26 protein-coding genes are annotated in these 20555 nt (G+C 64.0%); 15 read left to right on the forward strand and 11 right to left on the reverse strand.

Going from position 1 to position 20555, the window contains the following annotated elements; translation table 11 throughout:
• Positions 1-95 precede the first annotated feature (95 nt).
• The 7 genes from Q0C17_RS04545 (at position 96) to Q0C17_RS04575 (ending at position 5035) form a co-directional block, all read left to right on the forward strand.
• Positions 96-401: a hypothetical protein gene (locus Q0C17_RS04545; protein ID WP_291201982.1), complete on the forward strand. Its 306-nt coding sequence runs from the start codon at positions 96-98 to the stop codon at positions 399-401.
• A 177-nt stretch (positions 402-578) separates the two neighbouring features.
• Entirely contained in the window at positions 579-926 is a 348-nt protein-coding gene (locus Q0C17_RS04550; RefSeq protein WP_291201985.1) for a hypothetical protein, read from the forward strand.
• Positions 927-935: 9 nt separating this feature from the next.
• Positions 936-1367 (forward strand): phage holin family protein, encoded by a 432-nt coding sequence (locus tag Q0C17_RS04555; protein WP_291201988.1) that lies wholly within the window; start codon positions 936-938, stop codon positions 1365-1367.
• A gap of 103 nt (positions 1368-1470) precedes the next feature.
• On the forward strand, positions 1471-2493 hold the full coding sequence (locus Q0C17_RS04560) for a peptidoglycan-binding protein (RefSeq protein WP_291201991.1): 1023 nt from the start codon (positions 1471-1473) through the stop codon (positions 2491-2493).
• Positions 2494-2611: 118 nt separating this feature from the next.
• Positions 2612-3130: a carboxymuconolactone decarboxylase family protein gene (locus Q0C17_RS04565; protein WP_291201994.1), complete on the forward strand. Its 519-nt coding sequence runs from the start codon at positions 2612-2614 to the stop codon at positions 3128-3130.
• Entirely contained in the window at positions 3127-3942 is an 816-nt protein-coding gene (locus Q0C17_RS04570; RefSeq protein ID WP_291201997.1) for an SDR family NAD(P)-dependent oxidoreductase, read from the forward strand. Before Q0C17_RS04565 ends, Q0C17_RS04570 begins: the two co-directional genes overlap by 4 nt.
• Before the next feature lie 97 nt (positions 3943-4039).
• Positions 4040-5035 (forward strand): nitronate monooxygenase family protein, encoded by a 996-nt coding sequence (locus Q0C17_RS04575; RefSeq protein ID WP_291202000.1) that lies wholly within the window; start codon positions 4040-4042, stop codon positions 5033-5035.
• A gap of 42 nt (positions 5036-5077) precedes the next feature.
• Here Q0C17_RS04575 and Q0C17_RS04580 read toward each other — a convergent pair whose 3' ends face one another.
• Both Q0C17_RS04580 and ruvX read right to left on the reverse strand, forming a co-directional pair.
• A complete protein-coding gene (locus tag Q0C17_RS04580) occupies positions 5078-6004 on the reverse strand; it encodes an AEC family transporter (protein WP_291202002.1) in 927 nt (308 codons plus the stop codon).
• Positions 6001-6456 (reverse strand): Holliday junction resolvase RuvX, encoded by a 456-nt coding sequence (ruvX, locus tag Q0C17_RS04585; RefSeq protein ID WP_291202003.1) that lies wholly within the window; start codon positions 6454-6456, stop codon positions 6001-6003. Before ruvX ends, Q0C17_RS04580 begins: the two co-directional genes overlap by 4 nt.
• 70 nt (positions 6457-6526) lie before the next feature.
• Between ruvX and gatC the strand changes: the two genes are divergently transcribed.
• Together gatC and Q0C17_RS04595 are read left to right on the forward strand one after the other, a co-directional pair.
• The gene (gene gatC / locus Q0C17_RS04590; protein ID WP_291202005.1) at positions 6527-6814 is read left to right on the forward strand and encodes an Asp-tRNA(Asn)/Glu-tRNA(Gln) amidotransferase subunit GatC; all 288 of its coding nucleotides are present in this window, start codon (positions 6527-6529) and stop codon (positions 6812-6814) included.
• Positions 6815-6894: 80 nt separating this feature from the next.
• On the forward strand, positions 6895-7023 hold the full coding sequence (locus Q0C17_RS04595; protein ID WP_291202008.1) for a hypothetical protein: 129 nt from the start codon (positions 6895-6897) through the stop codon (positions 7021-7023).
• A gap of 174 nt (positions 7024-7197) precedes the next feature.
• On the opposite strand, the gene Q0C17_RS04600 is transcribed toward Q0C17_RS04595, so the two are convergent.
• The 3 genes from Q0C17_RS04600 to Q0C17_RS04610 are packed head-to-tail and all read right to left on the reverse strand — an operon-like array spanning position 7198 to position 9234.
• On the reverse strand, positions 7198-8337 hold the full coding sequence (locus tag Q0C17_RS04600) for a zinc-binding dehydrogenase (RefSeq protein ID WP_291202010.1): 1140 nt from the start codon (positions 8335-8337) through the stop codon (positions 7198-7200).
• A gap of 31 nt (positions 8338-8368) precedes the next feature.
• Positions 8369-8752 carry an SET domain-containing protein-lysine N-methyltransferase gene (locus Q0C17_RS04605; RefSeq protein ID WP_291202012.1) on the reverse strand — a complete coding sequence of 128 codons (384 nt, stop codon included), beginning with the start codon at positions 8750-8752 and terminating at the stop codon, positions 8369-8371.
• A gap of 53 nt (positions 8753-8805) precedes the next feature.
• Positions 8806-9234, reverse strand: coding sequence for a DUF6491 family protein (locus Q0C17_RS04610; RefSeq protein ID WP_291202015.1), 429 nt, complete (start codon positions 9232-9234; stop codon positions 8806-8808).
• Positions 9235-9370: 136 nt separating this feature from the next.
• On the opposite strand from Q0C17_RS04610, the gene gatA reads away from it, so the two are divergent.
• The 3 genes from gatA to gatB are packed head-to-tail and all read left to right on the forward strand — an operon-like array spanning position 9371 to position 12891.
• Entirely contained in the window at positions 9371-10843 is a 1473-nt protein-coding gene (gatA, locus tag Q0C17_RS04615; RefSeq protein WP_291202017.1) for an Asp-tRNA(Asn)/Glu-tRNA(Gln) amidotransferase subunit GatA, read from the forward strand.
• A 9-nt stretch (positions 10844-10852) separates the two neighbouring features.
• Entirely contained in the window at positions 10853-11326 is a 474-nt protein-coding gene (locus tag Q0C17_RS04620; protein ID WP_291202020.1) for a hypothetical protein, read from the forward strand.
• A 56-nt stretch (positions 11327-11382) separates the two neighbouring features.
• A complete protein-coding gene (gene gatB, locus Q0C17_RS04625; RefSeq protein ID WP_291202023.1) occupies positions 11383-12891 on the forward strand; it encodes an Asp-tRNA(Asn)/Glu-tRNA(Gln) amidotransferase subunit GatB in 1509 nt (502 codons plus the stop codon).
• Positions 12892-12933: 42 nt separating this feature from the next.
• Here the strand turns inward: gatB and Q0C17_RS04630 are convergent, their stop codons facing one another.
• The 5 genes from Q0C17_RS04630 to Q0C17_RS04650 form a co-directional block, all read right to left on the reverse strand.
• The gene (locus Q0C17_RS04630) at positions 12934-13368 is read right to left on the reverse strand and encodes an HIT family protein (protein ID WP_291202026.1); all 435 of its coding nucleotides are present in this window, start codon (positions 13366-13368) and stop codon (positions 12934-12936) included.
• On the reverse strand, positions 13365-14528 hold the full coding sequence (locus Q0C17_RS04635; protein WP_291202029.1) for a GNAT family N-acetyltransferase: 1164 nt from the start codon (positions 14526-14528) through the stop codon (positions 13365-13367). The genes Q0C17_RS04630 and Q0C17_RS04635 overlap by 4 nt, the downstream gene beginning before the upstream one ends.
• A 10-nt stretch (positions 14529-14538) precedes the next feature.
• The gene (locus Q0C17_RS04640; RefSeq protein WP_291202032.1) at positions 14539-15261 is read right to left on the reverse strand and encodes a glycerophosphodiester phosphodiesterase family protein; all 723 of its coding nucleotides are present in this window, start codon (positions 15259-15261) and stop codon (positions 14539-14541) included.
• Positions 15262-15264: 3 nt separating this feature from the next.
• Positions 15265-15723 carry a RidA family protein gene (locus tag Q0C17_RS04645; RefSeq protein WP_291202035.1) on the reverse strand — a complete coding sequence of 153 codons (459 nt, stop codon included), beginning with the start codon at positions 15721-15723 and terminating at the stop codon, positions 15265-15267.
• A gap of 64 nt (positions 15724-15787) precedes the next feature.
• Positions 15788-17065, reverse strand: a complete 1278-nt coding sequence (locus Q0C17_RS04650; protein WP_291202038.1) for a DNA polymerase IV — start codon at positions 17063-17065, stop codon at positions 15788-15790.
• Between the two features lie 136 nt (positions 17066-17201).
• Between Q0C17_RS04650 and Q0C17_RS04655 the strand changes: the two genes are divergently transcribed.
• The 3 genes from Q0C17_RS04655 to Q0C17_RS04665 all read left to right on the forward strand — a co-directional run bounded on the left by Q0C17_RS04655 (position 17202) and on the right by Q0C17_RS04665 (position 20256).
• Positions 17202-17591 carry a response regulator gene (locus Q0C17_RS04655; RefSeq protein WP_291202041.1) on the forward strand — a complete coding sequence of 130 codons (390 nt, stop codon included), beginning with the start codon at positions 17202-17204 and terminating at the stop codon, positions 17589-17591.
• Positions 17588-18955: a PleD family two-component system response regulator gene (locus Q0C17_RS04660; RefSeq protein ID WP_291202044.1), complete on the forward strand. Its 1368-nt coding sequence runs from the start codon at positions 17588-17590 to the stop codon at positions 18953-18955. The genes Q0C17_RS04655 and Q0C17_RS04660 overlap by 4 nt, the downstream gene beginning before the upstream one ends.
• 62 nt (positions 18956-19017) lie before the next feature.
• Positions 19018-20256, forward strand: a complete 1239-nt coding sequence (locus Q0C17_RS04665; RefSeq protein WP_291202047.1) for an MFS transporter — start codon at positions 19018-19020, stop codon at positions 20254-20256.
• A gap of 60 nt (positions 20257-20316) precedes the next feature.
• On the opposite strand, the gene rpmG is transcribed toward Q0C17_RS04665, so the two are convergent.
• Positions 20317-20484 carry a 50S ribosomal protein L33 gene (gene rpmG / locus Q0C17_RS04670; RefSeq protein ID WP_291044473.1) on the reverse strand — a complete coding sequence of 56 codons (168 nt, stop codon included), beginning with the start codon at positions 20482-20484 and terminating at the stop codon, positions 20317-20319.
• Positions 20485-20555: the final 71 nt, after the last annotated feature.

Below are 20555 nucleotides of genomic sequence, written 5' to 3' on the forward strand. Positions count from 1 at the left end.
GTTTCCTTTGGGACACCGCGACACCGAGTCTGCCCACTTGACGCACTGCCCAGATTCTGCGATTGAGAATTATTCGCAAAACTGGAGACCAAGCCATGCGCCCGTCCCGTCTAGCCGATGCAAGCCCGCTCCACCCGGCGTCGCCGGCGGATGGTCCGGCTTCCGAAATGACGGGGCTCTGCCGGACCTGTCCGGCCAGTCCACATCTGCCTGCCGGCACCGTTTCCTCCCCGATGCCCGCCAGTGCACCTTTGTGCGACTGGATCGATTCCCAGGCGACTGTGCTTGGTCTCTGGCTCGACCGCCTGATCGAGCAGGGCGACCCGGAGGATCTGATCTCGATGGTCCACCGCCAGCAGGCGTGGCTGGAAATGCTGCGCACGCGGATGGTTCGTGGCTGAAACCTGTTCAAGGCTGCTGCGTTCATGCTTCGCCGCCTGAGTGAATCAGGTGGCGCACGCAATAGGAAGCATGATTTACACTCTATAGGCGGCAATCCGGCGTATGCCGGTGCCCAGCCTCGCGGCGCTCCGGCCAATCCTGTCCTTCGACGCGCCGCCGAACCACAGGTGACCCTAATGTCCGATTCCGCCTCCAACGCTTCAAAACGCGCCAAAGCCGCCGCCGACAAGGCGACCCGTGAACTCGAAGCACGCCTCGAAGCGCTGCGCGAGGAAATGGACGAAATCCTGAGTACGCTCGGCAAAAAGACCGAGACCAAGGCCGATGCGCTGGCCGACATCTTCTCCGGCGAGGCCGCCGAGGAAGTCCTCGGCGAGTTGCGCGCCATCGTTACTGAAATCAAGGAAAAGGCTGTTGCGGCCGAGAAGAAGGTCGTCGAGACGGCCCGCGAGAATCCGCTCCAGACGCTGCTTGTCGCCTTCGGCGTCGGCTTCCTCGCCTCGCTCCTTCTGCGTAACAAGTAATTCCGCGCAATGCGCCTTCTGCCACTGCTCAGCTCTCTCCTGTCGGTCGCCAGCCTTGACGTGGGCGGCGCTGTATCGCGCCGCGCCAAGGGGCTCGGCTACGCATTGGCGGCAGGGCTGTTTCTGTTCACCGCCTATGTGCTGGCTGTGGGCGCGCTCGCGTTCTTCCTGGCCGAGCGGATGAGCCCCTGGGCCGCCCTCAGCGCTGTCGCGCTCGGTTTCATCGGCATGGCGGCCATCGTCTACCTGTTGGGCGTCCGGTCGGCGCAGGCTGCGGAGGCGCGCGCCAAGGAAGTCGCCGACGCCCGCCAGAAAGCCACCCTCAGCACGCTCAGCGGCCTTGCCATGGGCGGCGGCTCGGCCAAGACGCTGATCATCGCCGCGCTCGCCGGTTTGCTGGCCGGCGGCCTGCTCGACGGCAAGTCCGGCAAGGACGACTGATTCGGCTCCGGCGCCATCGCCTGATTGTCACGCTTTCGACTTAAATCCGTGTAGGGTCTGCCTTCAAGGCGTGGCACAACGATGCCATGCGGGAGGGCAGCTCATGGCAAAAATCGTCACCATCAACGGCGTCGGGGACGTAGACCTCGATAAGATCGCAAAGCTGCTGCCCGGCCGCAACGGCTGGGACATCCTGCAGCTCGGCACGCAGGGCCGCTACATCAAGGCCATCATAGACTCCTGGCCAACGCTCGAGCGCTACGACATCTACACGCCCCTGCGCCTCGGTCACTTCTTCGGGCAGGGCCTCGTCGAAACCGGCTGGCTGAAATACACCGAGGAAGGCTTCAGCTATTCCGCCGAAGGCCTGATCAAGACCTTCCGCCACTACCGCCGCAATCCGGACCTTGCCAGGCAGCACGCCCGCAAGCCGGAGCTGATCGCCAACACCGTCTATGGCGGCCGCGCCGACCTCGGCAACACGCAGGAAGGCGATGGCTGGAAATTTCGTGGCCGCGGTTTCATCCAGCTGACTGGCCGCGACAACTACACCCGCTATGGCGACGCCGCGGGCATCGACCTTGTGAATGATCCCGACATCATCAAGCGCGACCTCACCAAGTCCGTCGAAGTGGCTGCTGCCTTCTGGAAAACCAATGGCCTCAATGCCTACGCCGACCAGAACGACGCCGTGAAAGTCTCGCGCGGTGTAAATCGCGGCAACCCGAACGATCCCGCCGCCGCCAATCACGAAGACCTGCGGATCCTGTGGACGAACACCGCACTCTCGGTCACCCAGTCCCCGCAGAACGTCGCGCCGGAACCCGCGCCGACCACGCCCTCGCTGAAACCGCTGCAGGCCGGCAATCGGGGTGAGCGCGTGCGCGAACTGCAACAGGATCTCGAAACCCTCGGCATCGCGACTGGCGGTGTGGACGGTATATACGGCCAGGGAACCCGCCGCGCCGTCGTCGCCTTCCAGCAGGAAAACGGCCTGCCGGTCACCGGCATCGCCGACGCCGCCACCATCACCGCGATCGACCTTGCCGCCGCCGATCCCGCCCGCACCCGCGCCGCCGCGCTCGACCGCAACAACACGCCTATCTTCGGCCCACCTCAAACCTGATTCCGCAGGCACTTGCTGCCAGCGCCGGACCGGCCTTTAATCCTTCGAACAGAAAAACCGGAGGAACAGGAAGATGCGGCTCAAAGCGCCAAGGATTGCCCCACTCGCAGACGCGGACATGAACGCCGATCACCGCGAAGCGCTTGCCGCCCAGTTCGGCCGCGGCAATGTCTACAACATCTTTCGCACGCTTGCCCGCGCCCCGGAGGCCTACCGGGGCTTCATGCGCTGGGGCGGTTACATCCTTTCGGACAAGAACAGCCTCGCCCCGCGCGAGCGGGAAATCGTCATCCTGCGGGCCGGCTTCAACTGGAAGTCCGGCTACGAATGGGCGCAGCATGTGCGCATCGGCAAGCAGTGCGGCCTCACCGATGACGAGATCGTCCGCATCAAGGCCGGCCCCGACGCGCCCGGCTGGAGCGCCATCGACGCGGCCCTCCTGCGCGCCACCGACGAGCTGACCTCCGACGCCTTCGTCACTGACAAGACCTGGGGGCAACTGGCCCCGCTGACCGAAAAGCAACGTATGGATCTTGTGATGACGGTTGGTCAGTACACTCAGGTCTCGATGATGCTGAATTCCTTCGGTGTGCAGCTCGACGATGACCTGACCCTTGATCCGGACCTCGCCAAGTGAGCGGCGCGCCTGTCACCGGGCGCCTCGGCGGAAAGATCGCCATCGTCAGCGGAGCCGGGCAGGCCCCTGGCGAAACTATAGGTAACGGCAAGGCCATCGCCATCCTCTTCGCCCGTGCCGGGGCGCAGGTGCTCTGCGTCGATCGGGATCAGGCCCGCGGCCAGCTTACCGTGGAAGCGATCACCGCCGAAGGCGGCGCCGCAACGCTGTGCGTGGCGGACGTTTCCTCCGCTGAAGGCGCCGCCACCATCATCGCCGCCTGCGATGCCGCGTTCGGCCCGCCGGACATCCTCGTGAACAATGTCGGCATCGGCGACGCGGGCGACGGTCCCGCCCACAAGGCCAGCGAAGAAGCCTTCGACCGCACACTCCGTATCAACCTGAAAAGTGCCTGGCTGCTAACGAAAGCCGTCATGCCCGGCATGCTCACGCGCCAGCGCGGCGTCATCGTCAACATCTCCTCGCTCGCCTCGATCGCAGGCGGACACCAGCTTGCCTACGAAATCTCCAAAGCCGGCATGAACCGTCTCACGCAGAGCGCCGCGGTGGCCGGTGCCTCCTGCGGTGTGCGAGTCAACGCCGTCACGCCCGGTCTGATGGATACGCCGATGGCCATCGGCGGCATCGCCCGCATGCGAGGCATTCCGGAGGAGGAGCTGCGCGCCGAACGCGCCGCCCGCGTGCCGATGCGCTTCATGGGCACCGGCTGGGACACGGCTCACGCCGCGCTTTTTCTCGCCAGCGACGAAGCCCGTTTCATCACCGGTGCCATCCTGCCTGTCGATGGCGGCGCGAGCGCCCGGATCGGCTGAAACTGCTTCCCTTTACGTAATGGGTTGCCGTCCTCCGGCGGAGCGCTAAATTCGCGCTGAATGTAAACACTGTTCACTTTTACTCAGAGGTAGTCTCATGGCCTTGCCGCCCGTCCTTCAGAACCTGCGCATCCCGGTGATCGCCTCGCCGCTCTTTATCATTTCGGGACCTGACCTGGTCATCGCGCAGTGCAAGGCGGGCGTCGTCGGCAGCTTCCCGGCGCTGAACGCGCGTCCGGGGCCCGTGCTGCACGAATGGCTGGACCGGATCACCACCGAACTCGGCGAATACAACATTAAGAACCCTGACCGTCCGGCCGCGCCGTTCGCCGTCAACCAGATCGTCCACAAGACGAACAACCGCCTCGACCACGACATTGAAGCCTGCGTGAAGTTCAAAGTGCCTGTGATCATCACCTCGCTCGGCGCCCGCAAGGACGTGAATGACGCGATCCACTCCTATGGCGGCATCGTTCTGCACGACGTGATCGACACCTGGTTCGCCAAGAAGGCCCTCGAGAAGGGCGCCGATGGCCTTATCGCTGTGTGCACCGGTGCCGGCGGCCATGCCGGCGTGCTCTCGCCTTTTGCGCTGATCCAGGAAATCCGCGAATTCTTTGACGGCCCGCTCGCCCTCTCCGGTTCAATCGCCACCGGCGGCGCCGTCGCTGCCGCGCTCGCGATGGGCGCCGACATGGGCTATATTGGCTCTGCCTTTATCTCCTGCGACGAAGCCAACGCGATGGAAGGCTACAAGGACGCCATCGTGAAATACGGCGCCGAAGACATCACCTACTCGAACCTCTTCACCGGCGTGCACGGCAACTATCTCACGCCGTCGATCATCGCCGCCGGGCTTGACCCGAAAAACCTGCCGGAAAGCGATCCCTCGAAGATGAACTTCGGCTCTGGCGGCAACACAGAAGCAAAGGCCTGGAAAGACATCTGGGGCTGCGGGCAGGGCATCGGCGCCATCAAGGCCCGCGTGCCGACGCAGGTTTTCGTCGACCAGCTTGTGCGTGAATACGAAGACTCCCGCGCCGCAGTCGCCAAGGGCCTGGGTTTCGTCCGTAAGCAGACTGTTACCGCCTGAGCCTTCGGCGCGTCATCCTGGCGAAAGCCGGGGTGACAGCGGCTACACCGCTCCGAGCCAGAGGATCACGCCCCAGGTCAGCGGCAGCGTGAGGGCGGCCAGCAGCGTCTGAGCCGCAATGAAGTTGGCCGCCAGCGTCGTATCCCCGCCCAGCTCCCGCGCGAGCACATAGGAGTTTGGCGCGGTTGGCGTCGCCGCGCAGATCAGCGCAATGGCCAGCGGCAGTCCGCTCAGACCAATCGCGAGTCCGATCACCAACGTCGCCGCCGGCAGGCCGATCAGCCGCACAAAGGACCAGGTGAAGGTGCGCAGGCCTGCCCGCTTCAGCGCGCCAAGGTCGACGCCCGCGCCCGCGCTCAGCAAACCCAGGGCAATCGCGGCATTCGCCAGCATCTTTAATGTCTCGTCCGCAATCGGGGGCAGGCGCACATGGAAACTCGCCAGCGCAATTCCGATCAAGCAGGCATAGATCAGCGGATTTCGCGTCAGAGCCAGCAGCGGCCGGGGCTTCTCGCCTGGCGGGCGCTCGGCATGGCTCACCAGGGCGTACACGGAAATGACGTTCGCCACCGGGATCATTGCCGCCGCCGCAAGGCTGACGAGCGCAAGGCCTTCGTCGCCGAACAGCAGCCCGCCCAGCGACAGGCCGATAATCGTATTCCAGCGCACATTGGATTGGATGATCGTGCCCACCCCCGGCGCGCTCATCCCGGGCCAGAGGCGCGCCGTCAGGCCGAACCCGCCCATCACGATCTGCGCCGCCATCAGCGCGGCGATCATCACCCAGGGCGCGCCGTCAAAATCCGCATTTGCCAGTGCACGGATGATCAACGCCGGCAGCAGCACAAGGAAGGAAAGCCGGTCCAGCGCCCGGAAAGCCTCACCCGGCACGAGGCCTCGCCGAGCCAGCAGCTGCCCCAGCGTGACGATCAGGATGACCGGCACCAGCGCGGTGAGGAAAGCGCTCATGCGCCTTTCTCCAGCCGCTCCAGCGCCGCATGCAGGATCATCGCCGCCGCCATTGCATCGATCCGGTCGGCGCGCCGCTGCTCGGTGAAGGACAGCTCCCGGACGATCTCGTCTGCCGCCACGGTGGAATAGCGCTCGTCCTGGAAGGCCACCGGAATGTCGCGCACCTTCAGCAGGTTCGACACCAGCGTGCGCACCGACTGCACGCGCGGGCCCTGCGTGCCGTCCGTGTTCAGCGGCAGGCCCGCCACGAGGCCGACGCCCCCCCGCTCGTCCCAGATCTCGAAAAACCGCGCCAGGGCAGGGGCCAGCTTCACCTTCGGGATCGTCTCCACCGGGCTGCACAGAATGCGGCTGAGGTCGGTCGCCGCCACGCCCAGCGTCTTGGTCCCCGGGTCGAGGCCGATCAGGACGCCCTTCGCGGGCAGGTCGAACAGGTCAACAACGGGCATCGCAGGGCACATACCGCCTTGAAGCCGCTTTGCCTATCGCGTAATCGGGCAGTCCGACTGGAGCCTTCCCATGACCGTTACCCGCGACGACGTCCGCAAAGTTGCCCGCCTGTCTCGTATTGCGGTGCCGGAAGAGCGACTTGACGAACTTGCCGGCGAGCTGAACGGCATCATGGGCTGGATCGACCAGCTGAACGAAGTTGATGTCGAAGGCGTCGAGCCGATGACTTCGGTCGTCGAGACGAAACTCCCCATGCGCGACGATGTGGTCACCGACGGCAACATCCAGGACCAGGTCCTCGCCAACGCCCCTCGCACCGAGCACGGCTTTTTCGTTGTGCCCAAGGCTGTGGAATAGCGCGCCTTACAATCCGCCCCGAAGCGCCTTACGTCAGAGGCAGAGGTCCATTCCGGCCTCGGTTGCTGAAAGCACACGCCATGGCCAAGGGTCAGAAGAAGTCCAACAAGGAAATCCGCAAACCGAAAGCCGAAAAGGTGAAACCGAAACTCGGCGCCCCCGTCGCCCGCCCCGGTGACCTCAAGGGCATGGAACATCTGAAGCGGTAGGCTTTGGTGTCATCTCACCCCGGCGAAAGCCGGGATGAGCAGAGCACAAGAAGCTTATCGCAAGCGAAGTCGGCGCAGAGAGCGGGCTCACCAACCCGCCGGTCCAGGCCCATGCCTCGACACCGCTCAGCATGAGCTATCCGGACGGGAACCCGCTCCCTTTTCGCAGCAGCGCTATTTCGCCGGATTGATCAGGTACTTCGTCCCAGTCGCCTTCGCGTTGTAGGCTTGGAGCGTTTTCAGATCGAGCGCCTCGGCGAGCGAGATTTCCGCCGTGTAGTGACTGGCAAACGTCGTCGTCAGTTCGTCGACAACGCGCTGGCGCATCTTCGCGCGCACTTCCGGGCCAACCTTCTGAAGGAACGGCGTCAGCAGGTAGCCGCCCAGGTTCCAAGCAAAGCCCACGCCCGGCGGCACCTGGGTCTGCGACATGTCGAGCCGGCCATAGATATAGACCTGCGTCTCCTGGCCCGAGCCATAGCGGCTGAATTCCTTCATGTTACGGCTCGCCGCCGCTTCCATCGCCACCAGCAACTGACCGGCCAGCGGCCCGCCGCCGATCGCATCAAAGCCCAGCGTCGTCTTCGTTTCGGCCAGTGCCGTGATCAGCTCTTCCATGAAGGTCGGCGAGGAAGAATCGACGATGTATTTCGCACCGAGGCCCTTGAGCAGGTCCGCCTGCTCCTTCTTGCGTACCACGTTGACCAGCGGAACATTGTCCTTCTGGCAGATCTTCACCAGCATTTGGCCGAGGTTGGAGGCCGCCGCCGTATGCACGATACCGGTGCGCTTCTGCATCCGCATCGTCTCGACGAAGGACAGCGCCGTCAGAGGGTTTACGAAGCAGGACGCGCCATCCTTGGCCGAAGTGCCATCCGGCAGGGGCAGCACCTGCGCCACGTTCAGCATCCGGTACTGCGAGTACATTTCGCCGCCGAGGCCGGCCACCATCTTGCCGAGCAGCGCCTGCGCGGCCGGCGACGAGCCTGCCTTCACCACCACGCCCGCGCCCTCGTTGCCGACCGGCATGGACTGGTCCATCCGCGCCGCCATCGCCCGCATCGCCGGAGCAGGCACTTTCGCGGTGATCACCGGGCGGTCCTTCGTGCCGGACTGCACCGCCGTGCTCATGTCCGCCCCGCCGACCAGCAGGCCGAGGTCTGACGGGTTGATCGGCGTTGCCTCGACGCGGATCACCACGTCATCGGGGCCCGGCTCCGGCACGGCGACGTCCGCCAGGGAAATCTCGAGTTCGCCCGAAGCCTTCAGATGGCTGCGGAGCTGGAGCGCGGTCTTGGGAACCGTGTTGGTCATTGTGTTGTCCTCCCGGAACAGGGTTGCTGCGCTAAAGCGCTTCTTCGGCAAAGTCCTGATAGTCAATCAGAATTTCGGCGTCCGATGCGATATCGGTCAGCGCGGTCAGGGTGACGGTTTGTGCGTCCGCGTCAACCTCAAACCCGGCATTCGCGTCCGGGCTGTGATTGCACATCGAGATTTCCCCGAACGCCACCGCGCAGCGCACGGCGCCGTCCGACCGCTCATCGACATAGAAAACATAGTGATAGAGCCGTGTTGCCTTCAGGTGCGCTGTATCCTCATGGCTGAGGATCAAAAGCGGGAAAACGCCGACAATGCTGCCGGCCGCTATCCTACCCGAAGCAAACAAACCGCGTCCATGCAGGGGCGAGGTGCGAACCTCGGCGCGGCCCCCTTCGTTTCGTGCCAGCATGGCGCCGTCTGTAGCATGCGCCGAAGCGCGCGCCAGCCGGGTCAGGCTGGATTTTATTCCGCAGCTGGGGCCGCCTCAGTCTCGGCCTTCTTCGCCTTCTCGTCCCATTCGCGCATCTCGGTGATCAGGCACCGGTTGTTTCCGAACGAGTCGCCCAGCGTGCGCGCCACGATGATCGCATCGCCCGGCGTCAGGCAGCCCGTCGCGCTGTCCACTGCAATCGCTTCGGCAAACTCGAGGTCCGGGCATCCGGCCGTGACTTCCACCATGAACCGGTCGCGTCCCTCGTGCAGCACCACGGTCCGGCGTTCGTTCAGGCTGAACCCGTCGATGTTAGAGGAAAAGCAAATGCGCTTTGCCTCCTCGCCAAGGCGCGGGTCATCAGCATAGTCCGCCAGGCTCTGTTTGCGCGGCTCTGCCGGCCCGCTGGCGCAGGAGACAAGGGCGACTGTAGCCGCAAGAGCCAGGGCGACGTGTTTCATGGCGGAATCCTCCAGGGCGGCTTCTGTCTGCCCGGTCAGTTTGCGCCCCCGGCGGCGCTGCCGCAATGGGCTCACGGAGACTTGAACTTTTGCCCCGAGGGCCCTAGCAGGCGGAGTTCATGTAAAGGGACGCCCCATGACCGATCTCACCGCCCTGACCCTCGCCAAAGCGCTGGATGGGCTGAAATCGAAACAGTTTTCCTCAGTCGAGCTGACGCAGGCATTCGTCAGCGCCATCGAGGGCGCGCGCGTTCTGAACGCCTTCATCGTCGAGACGCCCGAAAAGGCGCTGGACATGGCCAGGGCGTCGGATGCCCGCCGCGCCAAGGGTAAGGCCGGCAAGCTCGACGGCGCTCCCCTCGGCATCAAGGACCTCTATTGTACCAAAGGTGTGCGCACGACCGCCTGCTCAGGCATCCTCGGCGAGTTCACGCCCACCTACGAATCCACCGTCACGCAAAACCTGTGGGACGAGGGCGCCGTCATGCTGGGCAAGCTCAACATGGACGAGTTCGCCATGGGCTCGTCCAACGAGACTTCGCGTTTCGGCAACGTGATCAACCCCTGGCGCCGCAAGGGCGACAATCAGGGGCTCACCCCCGGCGGCTCCTCGGGCGGCTCGGCCGCCTCGGTCGCCGCCAATCTCTGCCTCGCCGCCACCGCCTCCGACACCGGCGGCTCGATCCGCCAGCCCGCGGCGTTCACGGGCACCGTCGGCATCAAGCCGACTTATGGCCGCGCCAGCCGCTACGGCATGGTCGCCTTCGCCTCGTCGCTCGACCAGGCCGGCCCGATCGCCAAGACGGTCGAAGACAGCGCCATCCTCCTCGAAGTCATGTGCAGCCATGACCCGAAGGATTCCACCTCGCTGGACATCAAGACGCCGGACTGGCGAAAAGATGTCCGCAAGGGTGTGAAGGGCATGAAGATCGGCATCCCGAAGGAATACCGGATCGAAGGCCTCTCCGAAGAAATCGACGCGCTCTGGCAACAGGGCATCAAGTGGCTGAAGGAAGCCGGCGCCGAAATCGTCGATATCTCGCTGCCGCATACAAAGTATGCGCTGCCCGCCTATTACATCGTCGCTCCGGCCGAAGCCTCGTCCAACCTCGCCCGCTATGACGGGATGCGCTACGGCGCGCGCGTCGAGGGAAATAATCTGACAGGCACCTATGAAGGCACCCGCGCCTCCGGTTTCGGCAAGGAAGTCCAGCGCCGCCTGATGATCGGCACCTACGTGCTTTCCTCCGGCTACTACGACGCCTACTACCTGCGCGCCCAGAAAGTCCGTACTAAGATCTTTCAGGATTTCGTAGAAGCCTTCGAGAAGTGCGACGCCATCCTGACACCCGCCTGTCCGTCGCCCGCTTTTGCCTTCGGTGAAAAGTCGGGTGACCCGGTGGAAATGTACCTCAACGACGTCTTCACGGTGACCGCAAACCTCGCCGGCCTGCCGGGCATCGCCGTGCCGGCGGGCCTGTCCGCCAACGGATTGCCGCTCGGCCTGCAGGTCATCGGCAAGGCACTCGGCGAGGCTGCCTGCTTCCGGGTCGGCGGCGCGCTAGAAGATGCAGCCGGCTTTGTGGCCAAGCCGGAACGCTGGTGGTAATCTGGCCGCATGGCTCGTTTTTTCGCAATCTTCTCGATCGTCCTCATCCTGGGCGTGATCATGATGAGCGGGATCCTCTCCCGCTATGGCTACAGCCTGGCTGATCCCGAAATGCGGATCATGCTGGGCATCTGCCTGTTCGTCGCGCTGTATGTTGCCTGGCGCATCAACGGCGTGCTGAAAGCCCGCTCGCTGAAGCTGTCTGATCGCGAGGCGCCCGGCGGGGCAGGGCAGGGCAAGCTTGCCGGCCTGTTCGCCCCGCGCAGCAAGGCGCTCGCCGCGCGTGAGGCCCAGCTCGCCGCCCGCCGGCGCAAGCTGGTCGCCGAAGGTAAGCTCGCCCCCGAGGAGGCTGGCCCTGAGCCCGCCCCGGCGCCCGAACCCGTACCCGTCCCGATCGCCACGTCGCCCACAAACGTCAAGGACCGTATGGCCGCCCGCCGCGAGCGGGTCCGCAAAGCCCGCGAAGAAGGCAAGCTGGACTGAACGGCCCAGCTTCTCCTAGAAGCGCAACAGATCACCCGAAAGCACCCGAGACCCCGATGACCGACCGACCCACCTTCCGCATCAAAGGCGACACCGGCGATTGGGAAGTCGTCATGGGACTGGAAATCCACGCTCAGGTCGCCTCCAATGCGAAACTGTTCTCCGGCGCCTCCACGGCTTTCGGTTCGGACCCGAACTGCAACGTCTCGCTGGTTGACGCTGCCATGCCCGGCATGCTGCCGGTCATCAACAAGTTCTGCGTCGAACAGGCCATCCGCACCGGCCTCGGCCTGAAAGCGCAGATCAACGAATACAGCCGCTTCGACCGGAAGAACTATTTCTATCCGGACCTGCCGCAGGGCTACCAGATCTCACAGTTCGCGCATCCCATCGTCGGCGAGGGCGAGATCGACGTGGACGTCGAAGTGCCCGGCAAGGAGGGCTACACCTTCGCCTGCCGCATCGAGCGCCTGCACCTCGAGCAGGACGCCGGCAAGTCGATCCATGACATGGACCCGCACGCGACCTACGTTGACCTCAACCGCTCCGGCGTTGCCCTGATGGAAATCGTCTCCAAGCCGGACGTGCGCTCGCCGGCCGAAGCTGCCGCCTATGTAAAGAAGCTGCGCGCCATCGTCATCGCGCTCGGCACTTGCGACGGCGACATGGAAAAAGGCAACCTGCGCGCCGACGTCAACGTGTCCGTCTGCAAGCCAGGCCAGTACGAGAAATTCCGCGAGACCGGAGACTTCAAACACCTCGGCACGCGCTGCGAGCTGAAGAACATGAACTCCTACCGCTTCATCCAGCAGGCGATCGAGTACGAAGCCCGCCGTCAGATCGAGATCATCGAAGGCGGCGGCAAAGTCGACCAGGAAACCCGTCTGTTCGATCCGGTGAAGGGCGAAACGCGCTCCATGCGCTCGAAGGAAGACGCGCACGATTACCGCTACTTCCCGGACCCTGACCTTCTGCCGCTCGAACTCGAGAAGGCCTGGATCGAAGAGATCCGCAAGTCGCTGCCCGAGCTGCCGGACCAGAAACGCGCCCGCTTCGAGATGGATTACGGCCTCTCGCGTTACGACGCTGGCGTCCTGACGTCCGACGCCGACAAGGCATTGTTCTTCGAGGAAGTCGCCAAGGGCCGTGATGCCAAGCTCGCCGCCAACTGGGTCACACAGGAACTCTTCGGATACCTGAACAAGGAAGGCCTGGAGCTGTCCCAAAGCCCGGTCTCCGCCAGCGCGCTCGGCGGCCTGATCGGCCTGATCTCCGACAACACGATCAGCGGCAAGATCGCCAAGGATGTCTTTGCCCGGATGATCGCAGGTGAGGGCGAGGCCGCGGCCATCGTTGAGAAGCATGGCCTGAAACAGGTCACCGATACGGGCGCCATCGAGAAGGTTGTCGACGAGATCATCGCGGCGAACCCCGAACAGGTCGCCAAGGTGAAAGACAAGCCGCAGACGCTCGGCTGGTTCGTCGGCCAGGTGATGAAAGCCTCCGGCGGCAAGGCCAATCCGCAGGCGGTCAACGATATCCTGAAAGCGAAGCTAGGTATCTGACCTTTCAACCCCTATCCCGGAAATGGGAGAGGGGAGAAGGGCTCAGAGCCCCGCGCGAATCTTCGCCGCCACAGGCTCCAACTCCGCAGCACTCTTCATGCCGCCGCTCGCATGCGGGCCAACGGTGCGTCCCTCCCACACAGGTAGCACATGGAAGTGCAGGTGGAACACGCTCTGCCCGGCGGGCGCGCCGTTGAACTGGAAGATGCGCACGCCGTCAGGCTGCAGGCCCTTCTCGACCGCGCGGGCAACCTTCTGCACACGGATCATGTAATTGCCGACTTCCGCTTCCGGCAGATCGATGAAATGCCGAGCCCCGCCCCGCTTAGGAATCACCAAGGTATGGCCTTCGCCCATCGGGAACACGTCCATAAAGGCCAGCGCTACATCGTCCTCGAAAACTTTCACGCTCGGCATCTCGCCGCGCAGGATTTTAGCAAAGATGTTATTGGTGTCGTAAGGGGCGTGCAGGGTCATGTGTCTTTCCTGAATGGGGTTCTGTCTTTGAGATACTCGAAATCCGCGTCCACGGCCTGCCGTTCGCGCTCAAGATAATCGGCCACGGCCGCGCGAAAGCCGGCATGCGTGATCCAGTGCGCCGAATGCGTCAGCACGGGCGCGTAACCACGCGCCAGCTTGTGCCCTCCCTGTGCGCCGGCCTCCACCGTCTTCAGGCCACGCGCAATCGCAAAATCGATGGCCTGATAGTAGCATGTCTCGAAATGCAGCATCGGACGCTGGTCAAGTGTACCCCAGTAACGGCCATAGAGCGTGTCCGATCCGATGAGGTTCATCGCCCCCGCAATCGGCTCGTTTCCCTCATACGCAAAAATGAAGAGTAGGTCATCGGCCATCCGCTCCCGAAGCAGAGAAAAGCTCTGGCGCGTTAGGTAGGGTGATCCCCACTTGCGGCTTCCGGTGTCCATGTAGAACTCGAAGAAGATGTCGAGATGCCCCTCGGTGATCTCGCTGCCACTGATATGCCGGAAGATCAGGCCCTCCTGCGCCTTCGCTCGCTCCTTACGCAGGTTCTTGCGCTTCTCGGAGGAGAGGGAGCCAAGGAAACCGTCAAACGATCCGTACCCGGCATTCTGCCAGTGGAATTGCTGGTCCGTCCGGATCAGCAGGCCCGCATGTTCCAGCGCCGGCGCTTCGCTTTCTTCAATGAAGTTCATGTGGAAGGAGGAGACATTCGTCTCCGCCACCAGTTGCAACGCGCCCTGCAGCAGCGCGGACTTGTACAGCGCCTCGTCCGTCCCCGGCGCCACCAGCCGCCGCCGCCCGGTCACCGGGGTGAACGGCACTGCCGTGAGCAGCTTCGGATAATACGCCCCGCCCGCGCGCTCCCACGCCTCGGCCCAGCTCTGGTCGAACACGAACTCGCCGCGCGAATGGCTCTTGAACCACATCGGCATCGCCCCGCGCAGGCGCCCGCCCGCGTCATGGGCCAGCACATGCGCGCCCCGCCAGCCCGTGCGCGGGGTCGCGGCGCCGGAGGATTCCATGGCCTCCAGGAACTGCCAGCTGACAAACGGATCATACGCAAGCCCAGGCGGGTTTGCGACCGCGTTCCAGGCGGCCGGGTCCACGGCGTCGAGCGATTTTATAATCGTGATACGAGGCAGGGCTGAGTCCATGCCGTGCAATTTAGGGCGCTGCGCGCGCCGGGTCGATATGCTCAAAGATGATTGCCGGATTGTAAGCGCGCGCTAGGGCCAGCTCTGCCTCGCTGCGTACGGTCCATGTCACCAACGGCCTTCCCGCAGCGGCAGCCAGCGGCGCCGTCCGCGCCAGGTCTGAATGGTGCACGGCGAGGTAGTCGATCCCGTCCGCAATCGCGCGCTGCACGATGGCGTCAAAGGTTTCCGCATCGGTATAGCTCATCGGCACAACCAGCTGCCCGCGCATCAGGCTCTCCGGCAGCGCGCGTACGCAGGCTTCGGAAAAGCTCATCGCGGCAGCCAGGCCCGGCCAGTCGGCCAGCCGGCGGGCAATCGTCTGCGCAAACGCCGCCGGGTCCGTCGTCCCGTCGATCTTCATTTCGCACAGCAGCGGCAGGTCGTGCGGCCAGAGGTCCAGGAGGTCCTCGAAGGCGGGGATCCGCTCGTCATGCCCCTTCAGGCCGATGGCTCTCAGCGCGCGGGCCTCACGTTCCTCGAACAGGCCTGTCGTATCGGTCATCCGCTCCAGCACCGGATCATGGAAGATCATCGCTGTGCCGCCTGCGGCCGGGCGCAGGTCGAACTCCACGCCGAGGCCCGCTTTCGCCGCCGCGCGAAACGCCGCCAGCGAGTTTTCCGGCGGTCCTTCCTTCAGCCACAGGCCCCGGTGGGCATAGGAATGGGCGGCAAGATCAAACCGGCGTGCCATCGCTCAACCGATCTCGAACACGCCGTCGACCTCCACTGCCACACCCAGTGGCAGCGTCGGGCAGGCGACTGCCGAGCGCGCATGCTTGCCCGCCTCGCCGAACACTTCAACCATCAGATCCGAACAGCCGTTCACCACCTGCGGAATGTCCACGAAGCTCGGCGCGGCATTCACGAACCCGCCCAGCTTCACCACGCGCTTGATGCGCGACAGATCACCCATCGCCGCCTTGCATTGCGCGATCAGGTTGATGCCGCAGATGCGCGCGGCATGCTGACCGGCAGAGAGTTCCATGTTCTCACCCAGCCGGCCGAGGATGCGACCTTCGGCGGTCGCGCTTACCTGGCCGGACACGTAGAGCAGGTTGCCGGTGATCACGAACGGCACATAGGTGGCCACCGGCTTCATCGGCGCGGGCAGCACGATGCCAAGGGCGTCAAGCTTTTCTTCGGGCGTAGGCATGGGTTAGCTCCCTGAAATGGTTATGTCCCGTCCTAGCCGTTGACGGCGATCAAGTCAGCCCCGCTCAATCCTTCTCCCGGTCCTTCGCCATCCGCGCGCTTCGCCCGGTGATCACTGCGCCGGAGCCGAACTTCGCCCGCGCCCTGTCGGACGCCCGCTCTGCGGCGGCGCGCTTGGCCACCTTTGGGTCAATCAAGTCGGTCCCGTCCGAACGGAAGGGCGAAAGGCCGGAGAGGCCAACGCCGATCAGCCGGAACTTCACGCGCCCGCCAGCTTCCTTCGCCAGCAGGGGGCGCGCCGTGCGGAACAATTCCTGGGCAAGCTGCGTCGGCGCATGCAGCGAGATGCGCCGCGTGATCGGCTTGAAGTCTGCGGTCTTCAGTTTCAGCGTCACCACGACGCCGACCACCCCTTCGGCCTTGGCGCGGTCGGCCGTCTTCACGCTGAGGCGCCAGAGATGGTCCTCCAGCAGGGCCAGGTCTGCCGTATCCTCGAAGAAGGTTGTCTCGCTGGAGACGGACTTTCGGTCATCGTGCGGGCTCACCTTGCGGTTGTCCCGCCCGTGCGCGCATTTCTTCAGCCACTCGCCCGTCTCGCCATAACGGCGGATCAGGTCCTTAAGGTCCGCATGCTGAATATCGGCGATCGTGTGGAAGCCATCCTTTGCCAGCGACTCGGCAAATTTCGGGCCTACCCCGTGCAGGAAGGCGGCGGGCTTGTCGGCGAGGAAAGCCTCGGCCTCATCCGGGGCAAGCACGGCAAAGCCGCGCGGCTTGTCGAGTTCGCTGGCGGTCTTGGCGAGGAACTTGTTGGCCGAGAGGCCGATGGAGACCGTCACGCCCACCTTCTTCTCCACCTCCAGCGCCAGCCGGGCAAGGCTCGCCGCCGGGGGCGCGCCGTGCAATCGTTCGGTGCCGGAAAGGTCCAGATACGCCTCGTCGATCGACACCGGCTGCACCAGCGGCGTCAGCTCGTCCATCAGCCCACGGATGGCCCGGCCGGCCTCGCTGTACTTGCGGAAATCCGGCGCCACCACCACCGCCTCGGGACACAGCTTCAGAGCCTTGAACATCGGCATGGCCGAGCGCACGCCGTAAAGCCGGGCCATGTAGCAACAGGTCGTCACCACCCCGCGCGTGCCCCCGCCCACGATCAGCGGTTTCTCCCGCAGGGCCGGATTGTCCCGCTTCTCGACCGAGGCGTAGAAAGCGTCACAATCGACATGCGCTATTCCCAGGGTTGCCAAAGCGTTATGGCTCACGACGCGCAGGCTGCCGCAGCTTGGGCAGCGGTCAAAATCTCCTGTCTTTACAAAGAGACAATCGCGGCAGAGGCTGGTCATGGCGCTGTTTTCCCGCCGCTTTTGTCTGTCGCCGCAAACCCGCCGCCGGACCGGCATAAAAGCGTGTTAACTTTTGACAGTATAACTGAATAACGTTGAGCAGCATTCGTGCGAATCGTCAGCAAAATCGAGCAGTATGGCCAAGGACACCCCCCGAACAGTGCTGGTTGTTGAGGATAACGACCTCAACATGCGCCTGTTCTGTGACTTGTTAGGCGCCTACGGCTTCAAGACCTTCCAGTGCCGGGACGGGGCGAAGGCGGTGGAAATCGCCCGCAAGGAACTACCCGACCTGATCATCATGGACATCCAGCTGCCGGAAGTCTCCGGCCTCGACATCACCCGCTGGCTGAAGGACGATAAGAAGGTTGCCCACATTCCGGTGCTCGCCGTCACCGCCTTTGCGATGCGCACTGACGAACAGCGCGTGCGCGAAGCCGGATGCGAAGGTTACCTTTCCAAGCCGATCCAGATTGCCTCCTTCATCCGAGCAGTCGAATCGCTGATGCCAAAGGAACCGGCATGAGTGCAAGGATCCTGGTTGTTGACGATATCGAAGCCAACCGGCGCCTCCTGCAAGCCAAGCTGGAGGCGCAATACCATTCGGTGATCCTCGCCAGCAGCGGTCCGCAGGCGCTCGAAATTGCAAGATCGCAAGACCCTGAAATCATCCTGCTCGACGTGATGATGCCCGGCATGGACGGCTACGAAGTCTGCCGACGGCTCAAGGCCGATCCGGTCACGGCGCATATTCCGGTCGTGATGGTCACCGCGCTCAGCGACGCGGAAGACCGGGTGCGCGGACTTGATGCAGGTGCGGAAGATTTCCTCACCAAGCCTGTGGATGATTTTCTCCTGAATTCGCGCGTCAACACGCTGATGCGCTATAACGCCGTTACTTCGGAATTGCGCAAGCGCGAGGCCAGCGGCCTCAAGACCGGCGCGATGGAGAACGGCGGTGGCGAGGAGCCGGAAGGCCCGGCTCGTGTCTTCCTGATCGACGACAATCCGCGCACCTCCGCCCGCATTGCTACGCTGTTGCGGGACAACGGCCACAAGGTGATGACGCTGCTGGAGTCCGGCAACATGGGCGACCTGGCGCAGGAGCGCACGGATGTGCTGCTCCTGTCGCTGTTGTCGAAGAGCTTCGATCCGCTGAAACTCTGCGCCCATTTCAAGACGAACGATGTCACCCGCGCCGTCTCGATCCTGCTGATCTGCGATCCGCTGGAGCGCGCCAAGGCGGTAAAAGGCCTCGAGATCGGCGCGAGCGATATGATCATGGCGCCCGTTGACACGCAGGAACTGCTTGCCCGCGTCCGCACGCAGACGCGCCGTACACGGTATGTCGAGATTCTGCGCGAGCGGGTGGACCGCGGCCTTGAGCTGTCAGTGATTGACCAGCTCACCGGGCTGTACAATCGCCGCTACATGACCAGCCAGCTGCAGCAATACATGCACCGTGCCGTGATGGGCGCAAAGCCGCTGTCGGTGATGATGCTCGACATCGACCATTTCAAACCGATCAATGACACGCATGGCCACCAGGCAGGCGACGAGGTGCTGCAGGAACTGGCTGACCGCCTGCGCCACAATATCCGCCCGATGGACGTGGCCTGTCGTCCGGGTGGGGAAGAGTTTCTCGTGATCCTTCCCGAGACATCGGGCGAACTCGCCTATGCGGCGGCCGAACGCGTGCGAAAGGCAATTGCCGCCGATGCCTTCAGCGTCCTCAGCGACACGCAGCGAATTTCGGTCACCGTCAGCGCCGGAGTCTCCAGCCTTCAGGGGGCGGAAGACACGATGGCGGAATTGCTCGCCCGGGCCGATTCGGCGCTTTACCAAGCCAAGGCCGCCGGTCGCAACCGCGTGCAGACCCTCGCTGCCTGATTGACAGGCACGCGCGCCCGCGCGACAGCCGGACATGACCAGATCGTCGGGCAGCGCGAACCATGTCTAACCGTTTCGCGGCTTTCCGGCATTCCTCCTATACCCGCTATTTCCTCTCCCGCTTCCTGACGTCCTTCTCGGCGCAGATCGTGTCGGTCTCCGTGGCCTGGCAGATGTATGACGAGACGCGCAGCGCGGCGCTGCTCGGCTGGATCGGGCTCGTGCAATTCCTGCCGGCGCTGCTGCTGGTCGTCGTCACCGGCAATGCCGCCGACCGGCTGGGCCGGCGCCTTGTGATGGGCTGCGGGGCGCTGGTGATGATGAGTTGCGCCGCCAGTATCCTCCTTCTGGTGCTGAACGGCCGGTTCGAACCCGTCCTCGTGCTCGCCATCCTCACGCTGTTCGGCGCCGCCCGCGCCTTCTATGGCCCTGCCGCGACGAGCCTCGCGGTGAACCTGGTGCCACGCGAGGATTTCCCGAACGCGGTCGGCTGGATCACCTCGTCCTGGCAGATGGCCACCATCGCCGGCCCAGTGGTCGGCTCGCTGCTCTACGGCCTCGCGCCGGAGGCGTCTTATGGCACCGCCACCTGCCTGTTCATTGCGGCCGCCGCACTGATCTTCTCGATCCCGAAGCCCAACCAGATCGTCAGCCGTGAGCCGCCGACCCTGGCGAGCATCCTTGGCGGCTTCCGCTATGTCTGGAAGGACAAAGTGGTCCTGGGGGCGATCTCGCTGGACCTGTTCGCCGTGCTGCTTGGCGGGGCGGTAGCCCTGATGCCTATCTATGCGCGCGACATCCTGCATGTCGGCGAGTTGGGCCTCGGCCTCCTGCGCGCCTCGCCCGGAATCGGCGCGATCATCGCAATCGCGCTGATCACGGCGTTTCCGATCAAGGATCATGCCGGCTGGATCCTGCTGGCAGCGGTGGCGATGTTCGGCCTTGCGACGGCCGTGTTTGGGGGCTCGACGCTGGCCTGGGTGTCGATCCTGGCGCTGATGTGCGTCGGCGGGTTCGACATGATCTCGGTCTATGTGCGCGAGATCATCCTGCAGCTCTGGACACCCGATGAGGTAAGGGGCCGGGTCAACGCCGTGAACTCTATCTTTGTCGGCGCCTCAAACGAGCTGGGCGAGACACGCGCAGGCTTCATGGCGGCTGTGACCGGACCGGTGTTTACCGTGGTGGCAGGCGGGGTCGCCGCCATCGGCGTCGCCGCCGCCGCAATCTTCATCTTTCCCGGTCTGCGCCGGATCCGTTACCTGAACGAGCGGGACGTGGCCGCCGAAAAGGCCTCCTGATACGCGAAAACCCGCGCCGTTAAAGCGCGGGCTTTCAAAAATTCCCTAAAGAACAGGATCTTACTTGATCTTGCCTTCTTTGAAGTCGACGTGCTTCTTGGCAACCGGATCGTACTTACGCTTCACCATTTTCTCGGTCATCGTGCGCGGATTCTTCTTCGTCACGTAGAAAAAGCCCGTGTCAGCCGTCGAATTGAGGCGAATCTTGATCGTGGCGGGTTTGGCCATGGGGTGGCCCTTCTCGAATGGGGTTGAAACCGGAAACCGGGCTTATTGACGATCTGGCTGTCTTAAGTCAA

The sequence above is a fragment of the Hyphomonas sp. genome (assembly GCF_022844445.1).
Taxonomy (GTDB): Bacteria; Pseudomonadota; Alphaproteobacteria; order Caulobacterales; family Hyphomonadaceae; genus Hyphomonas.

Excerpts from the sequence above, each read along its gene's own strand:
- Q0C17_RS04630 (WP_291202026.1), bottom strand. The coding sequence starts at position 13,368 with ATGACCCTGCACGCCCCTTACGACACCAATAACATCTTTGCTAAAATC.
- Q0C17_RS04635 (WP_291202029.1), bottom strand. The coding sequence starts at position 14,528 with ATGGACTCAGCCCTGCCTCGTATCACGATTATAAAATCGCTCGACGCC.
- Q0C17_RS04620 (WP_291202020.1), top strand. The coding sequence starts at position 10,853 with ATGGCTCGTTTTTTCGCAATCTTCTCGATCGTCCTCATCCTGGGCGTG.
- Q0C17_RS04560 (WP_291201991.1), top strand. The coding sequence starts at position 1,471 with ATGGCAAAAATCGTCACCATCAACGGCGTCGGGGACGTAGACCTCGAT.
- Q0C17_RS04650 (WP_291202038.1), bottom strand. The coding sequence starts at position 17,065 with ATGACCAGCCTCTGCCGCGATTGTCTCTTTGTAAAGACAGGAGATTTT.
- Q0C17_RS04575 (WP_291202000.1), top strand. The coding sequence starts at position 4,040 with ATGGCCTTGCCGCCCGTCCTTCAGAACCTGCGCATCCCGGTGATCGCC.
- Q0C17_RS04555 (WP_291201988.1), top strand. The coding sequence starts at position 936 with ATGCGCCTTCTGCCACTGCTCAGCTCTCTCCTGTCGGTCGCCAGCCTT.
- gatB (WP_291202023.1), top strand. The coding sequence starts at position 11,383 with ATGACCGACCGACCCACCTTCCGCATCAAAGGCGACACCGGCGATTGG.
- Q0C17_RS04565 (WP_291201994.1), top strand. The coding sequence starts at position 2,612 with ATGAACGCCGATCACCGCGAAGCGCTTGCCGCCCAGTTCGGCCGCGGC.
- Q0C17_RS04645 (WP_291202035.1), bottom strand. The coding sequence starts at position 15,723 with ATGCCTACGCCCGAAGAAAAGCTTGACGCCCTTGGCATCGTGCTGCCC.
- Q0C17_RS04655 (WP_291202041.1), top strand. The coding sequence starts at position 17,202 with ATGGCCAAGGACACCCCCCGAACAGTGCTGGTTGTTGAGGATAACGAC.
- Q0C17_RS04660 (WP_291202044.1), top strand. The coding sequence starts at position 17,588 with ATGAGTGCAAGGATCCTGGTTGTTGACGATATCGAAGCCAACCGGCGC.
- Q0C17_RS04550 (WP_291201985.1), top strand. The coding sequence starts at position 579 with ATGTCCGATTCCGCCTCCAACGCTTCAAAACGCGCCAAAGCCGCCGCC.
- Q0C17_RS04665 (WP_291202047.1), top strand. The coding sequence starts at position 19,018 with ATGTCTAACCGTTTCGCGGCTTTCCGGCATTCCTCCTATACCCGCTAT.
- gatA (WP_291202017.1), top strand. The coding sequence starts at position 9,371 with ATGACCGATCTCACCGCCCTGACCCTCGCCAAAGCGCTGGATGGGCTG.
- ruvX (WP_291202003.1), bottom strand. The coding sequence starts at position 6,456 with ATGCCCGTTGTTGACCTGTTCGACCTGCCCGCGAAGGGCGTCCTGATC.
- Q0C17_RS04610 (WP_291202015.1), bottom strand. The coding sequence starts at position 9,234 with ATGAAACACGTCGCCCTGGCTCTTGCGGCTACAGTCGCCCTTGTCTCC.
- Q0C17_RS04580 (WP_291202002.1), bottom strand. The coding sequence starts at position 6,004 with ATGAGCGCTTTCCTCACCGCGCTGGTGCCGGTCATCCTGATCGTCACG.
- Q0C17_RS04545 (WP_291201982.1), top strand. The coding sequence starts at position 96 with ATGCGCCCGTCCCGTCTAGCCGATGCAAGCCCGCTCCACCCGGCGTCG.
- Q0C17_RS04600 (WP_291202010.1), bottom strand. The coding sequence starts at position 8,337 with ATGACCAACACGGTTCCCAAGACCGCGCTCCAGCTCCGCAGCCATCTG.
- rpmG (WP_291044473.1), bottom strand. The coding sequence starts at position 20,484 with ATGGCCAAACCCGCCACGATCAAGATTCGCCTCAATTCGACGGCTGAC.
- gatC (WP_291202005.1), top strand. The coding sequence starts at position 6,527 with ATGACCGTTACCCGCGACGACGTCCGCAAAGTTGCCCGCCTGTCTCGT.
- Q0C17_RS04640 (WP_291202032.1), bottom strand. The coding sequence starts at position 15,261 with ATGGCACGCCGGTTTGATCTTGCCGCCCATTCCTATGCCCACCGGGGC.
- Q0C17_RS04605 (WP_291202012.1), bottom strand. The coding sequence starts at position 8,752 with ATGCTGGCACGAAACGAAGGGGGCCGCGCCGAGGTTCGCACCTCGCCC.
- Q0C17_RS04595 (WP_291202008.1), top strand. The coding sequence starts at position 6,895 with ATGGCCAAGGGTCAGAAGAAGTCCAACAAGGAAATCCGCAAACCGAAA.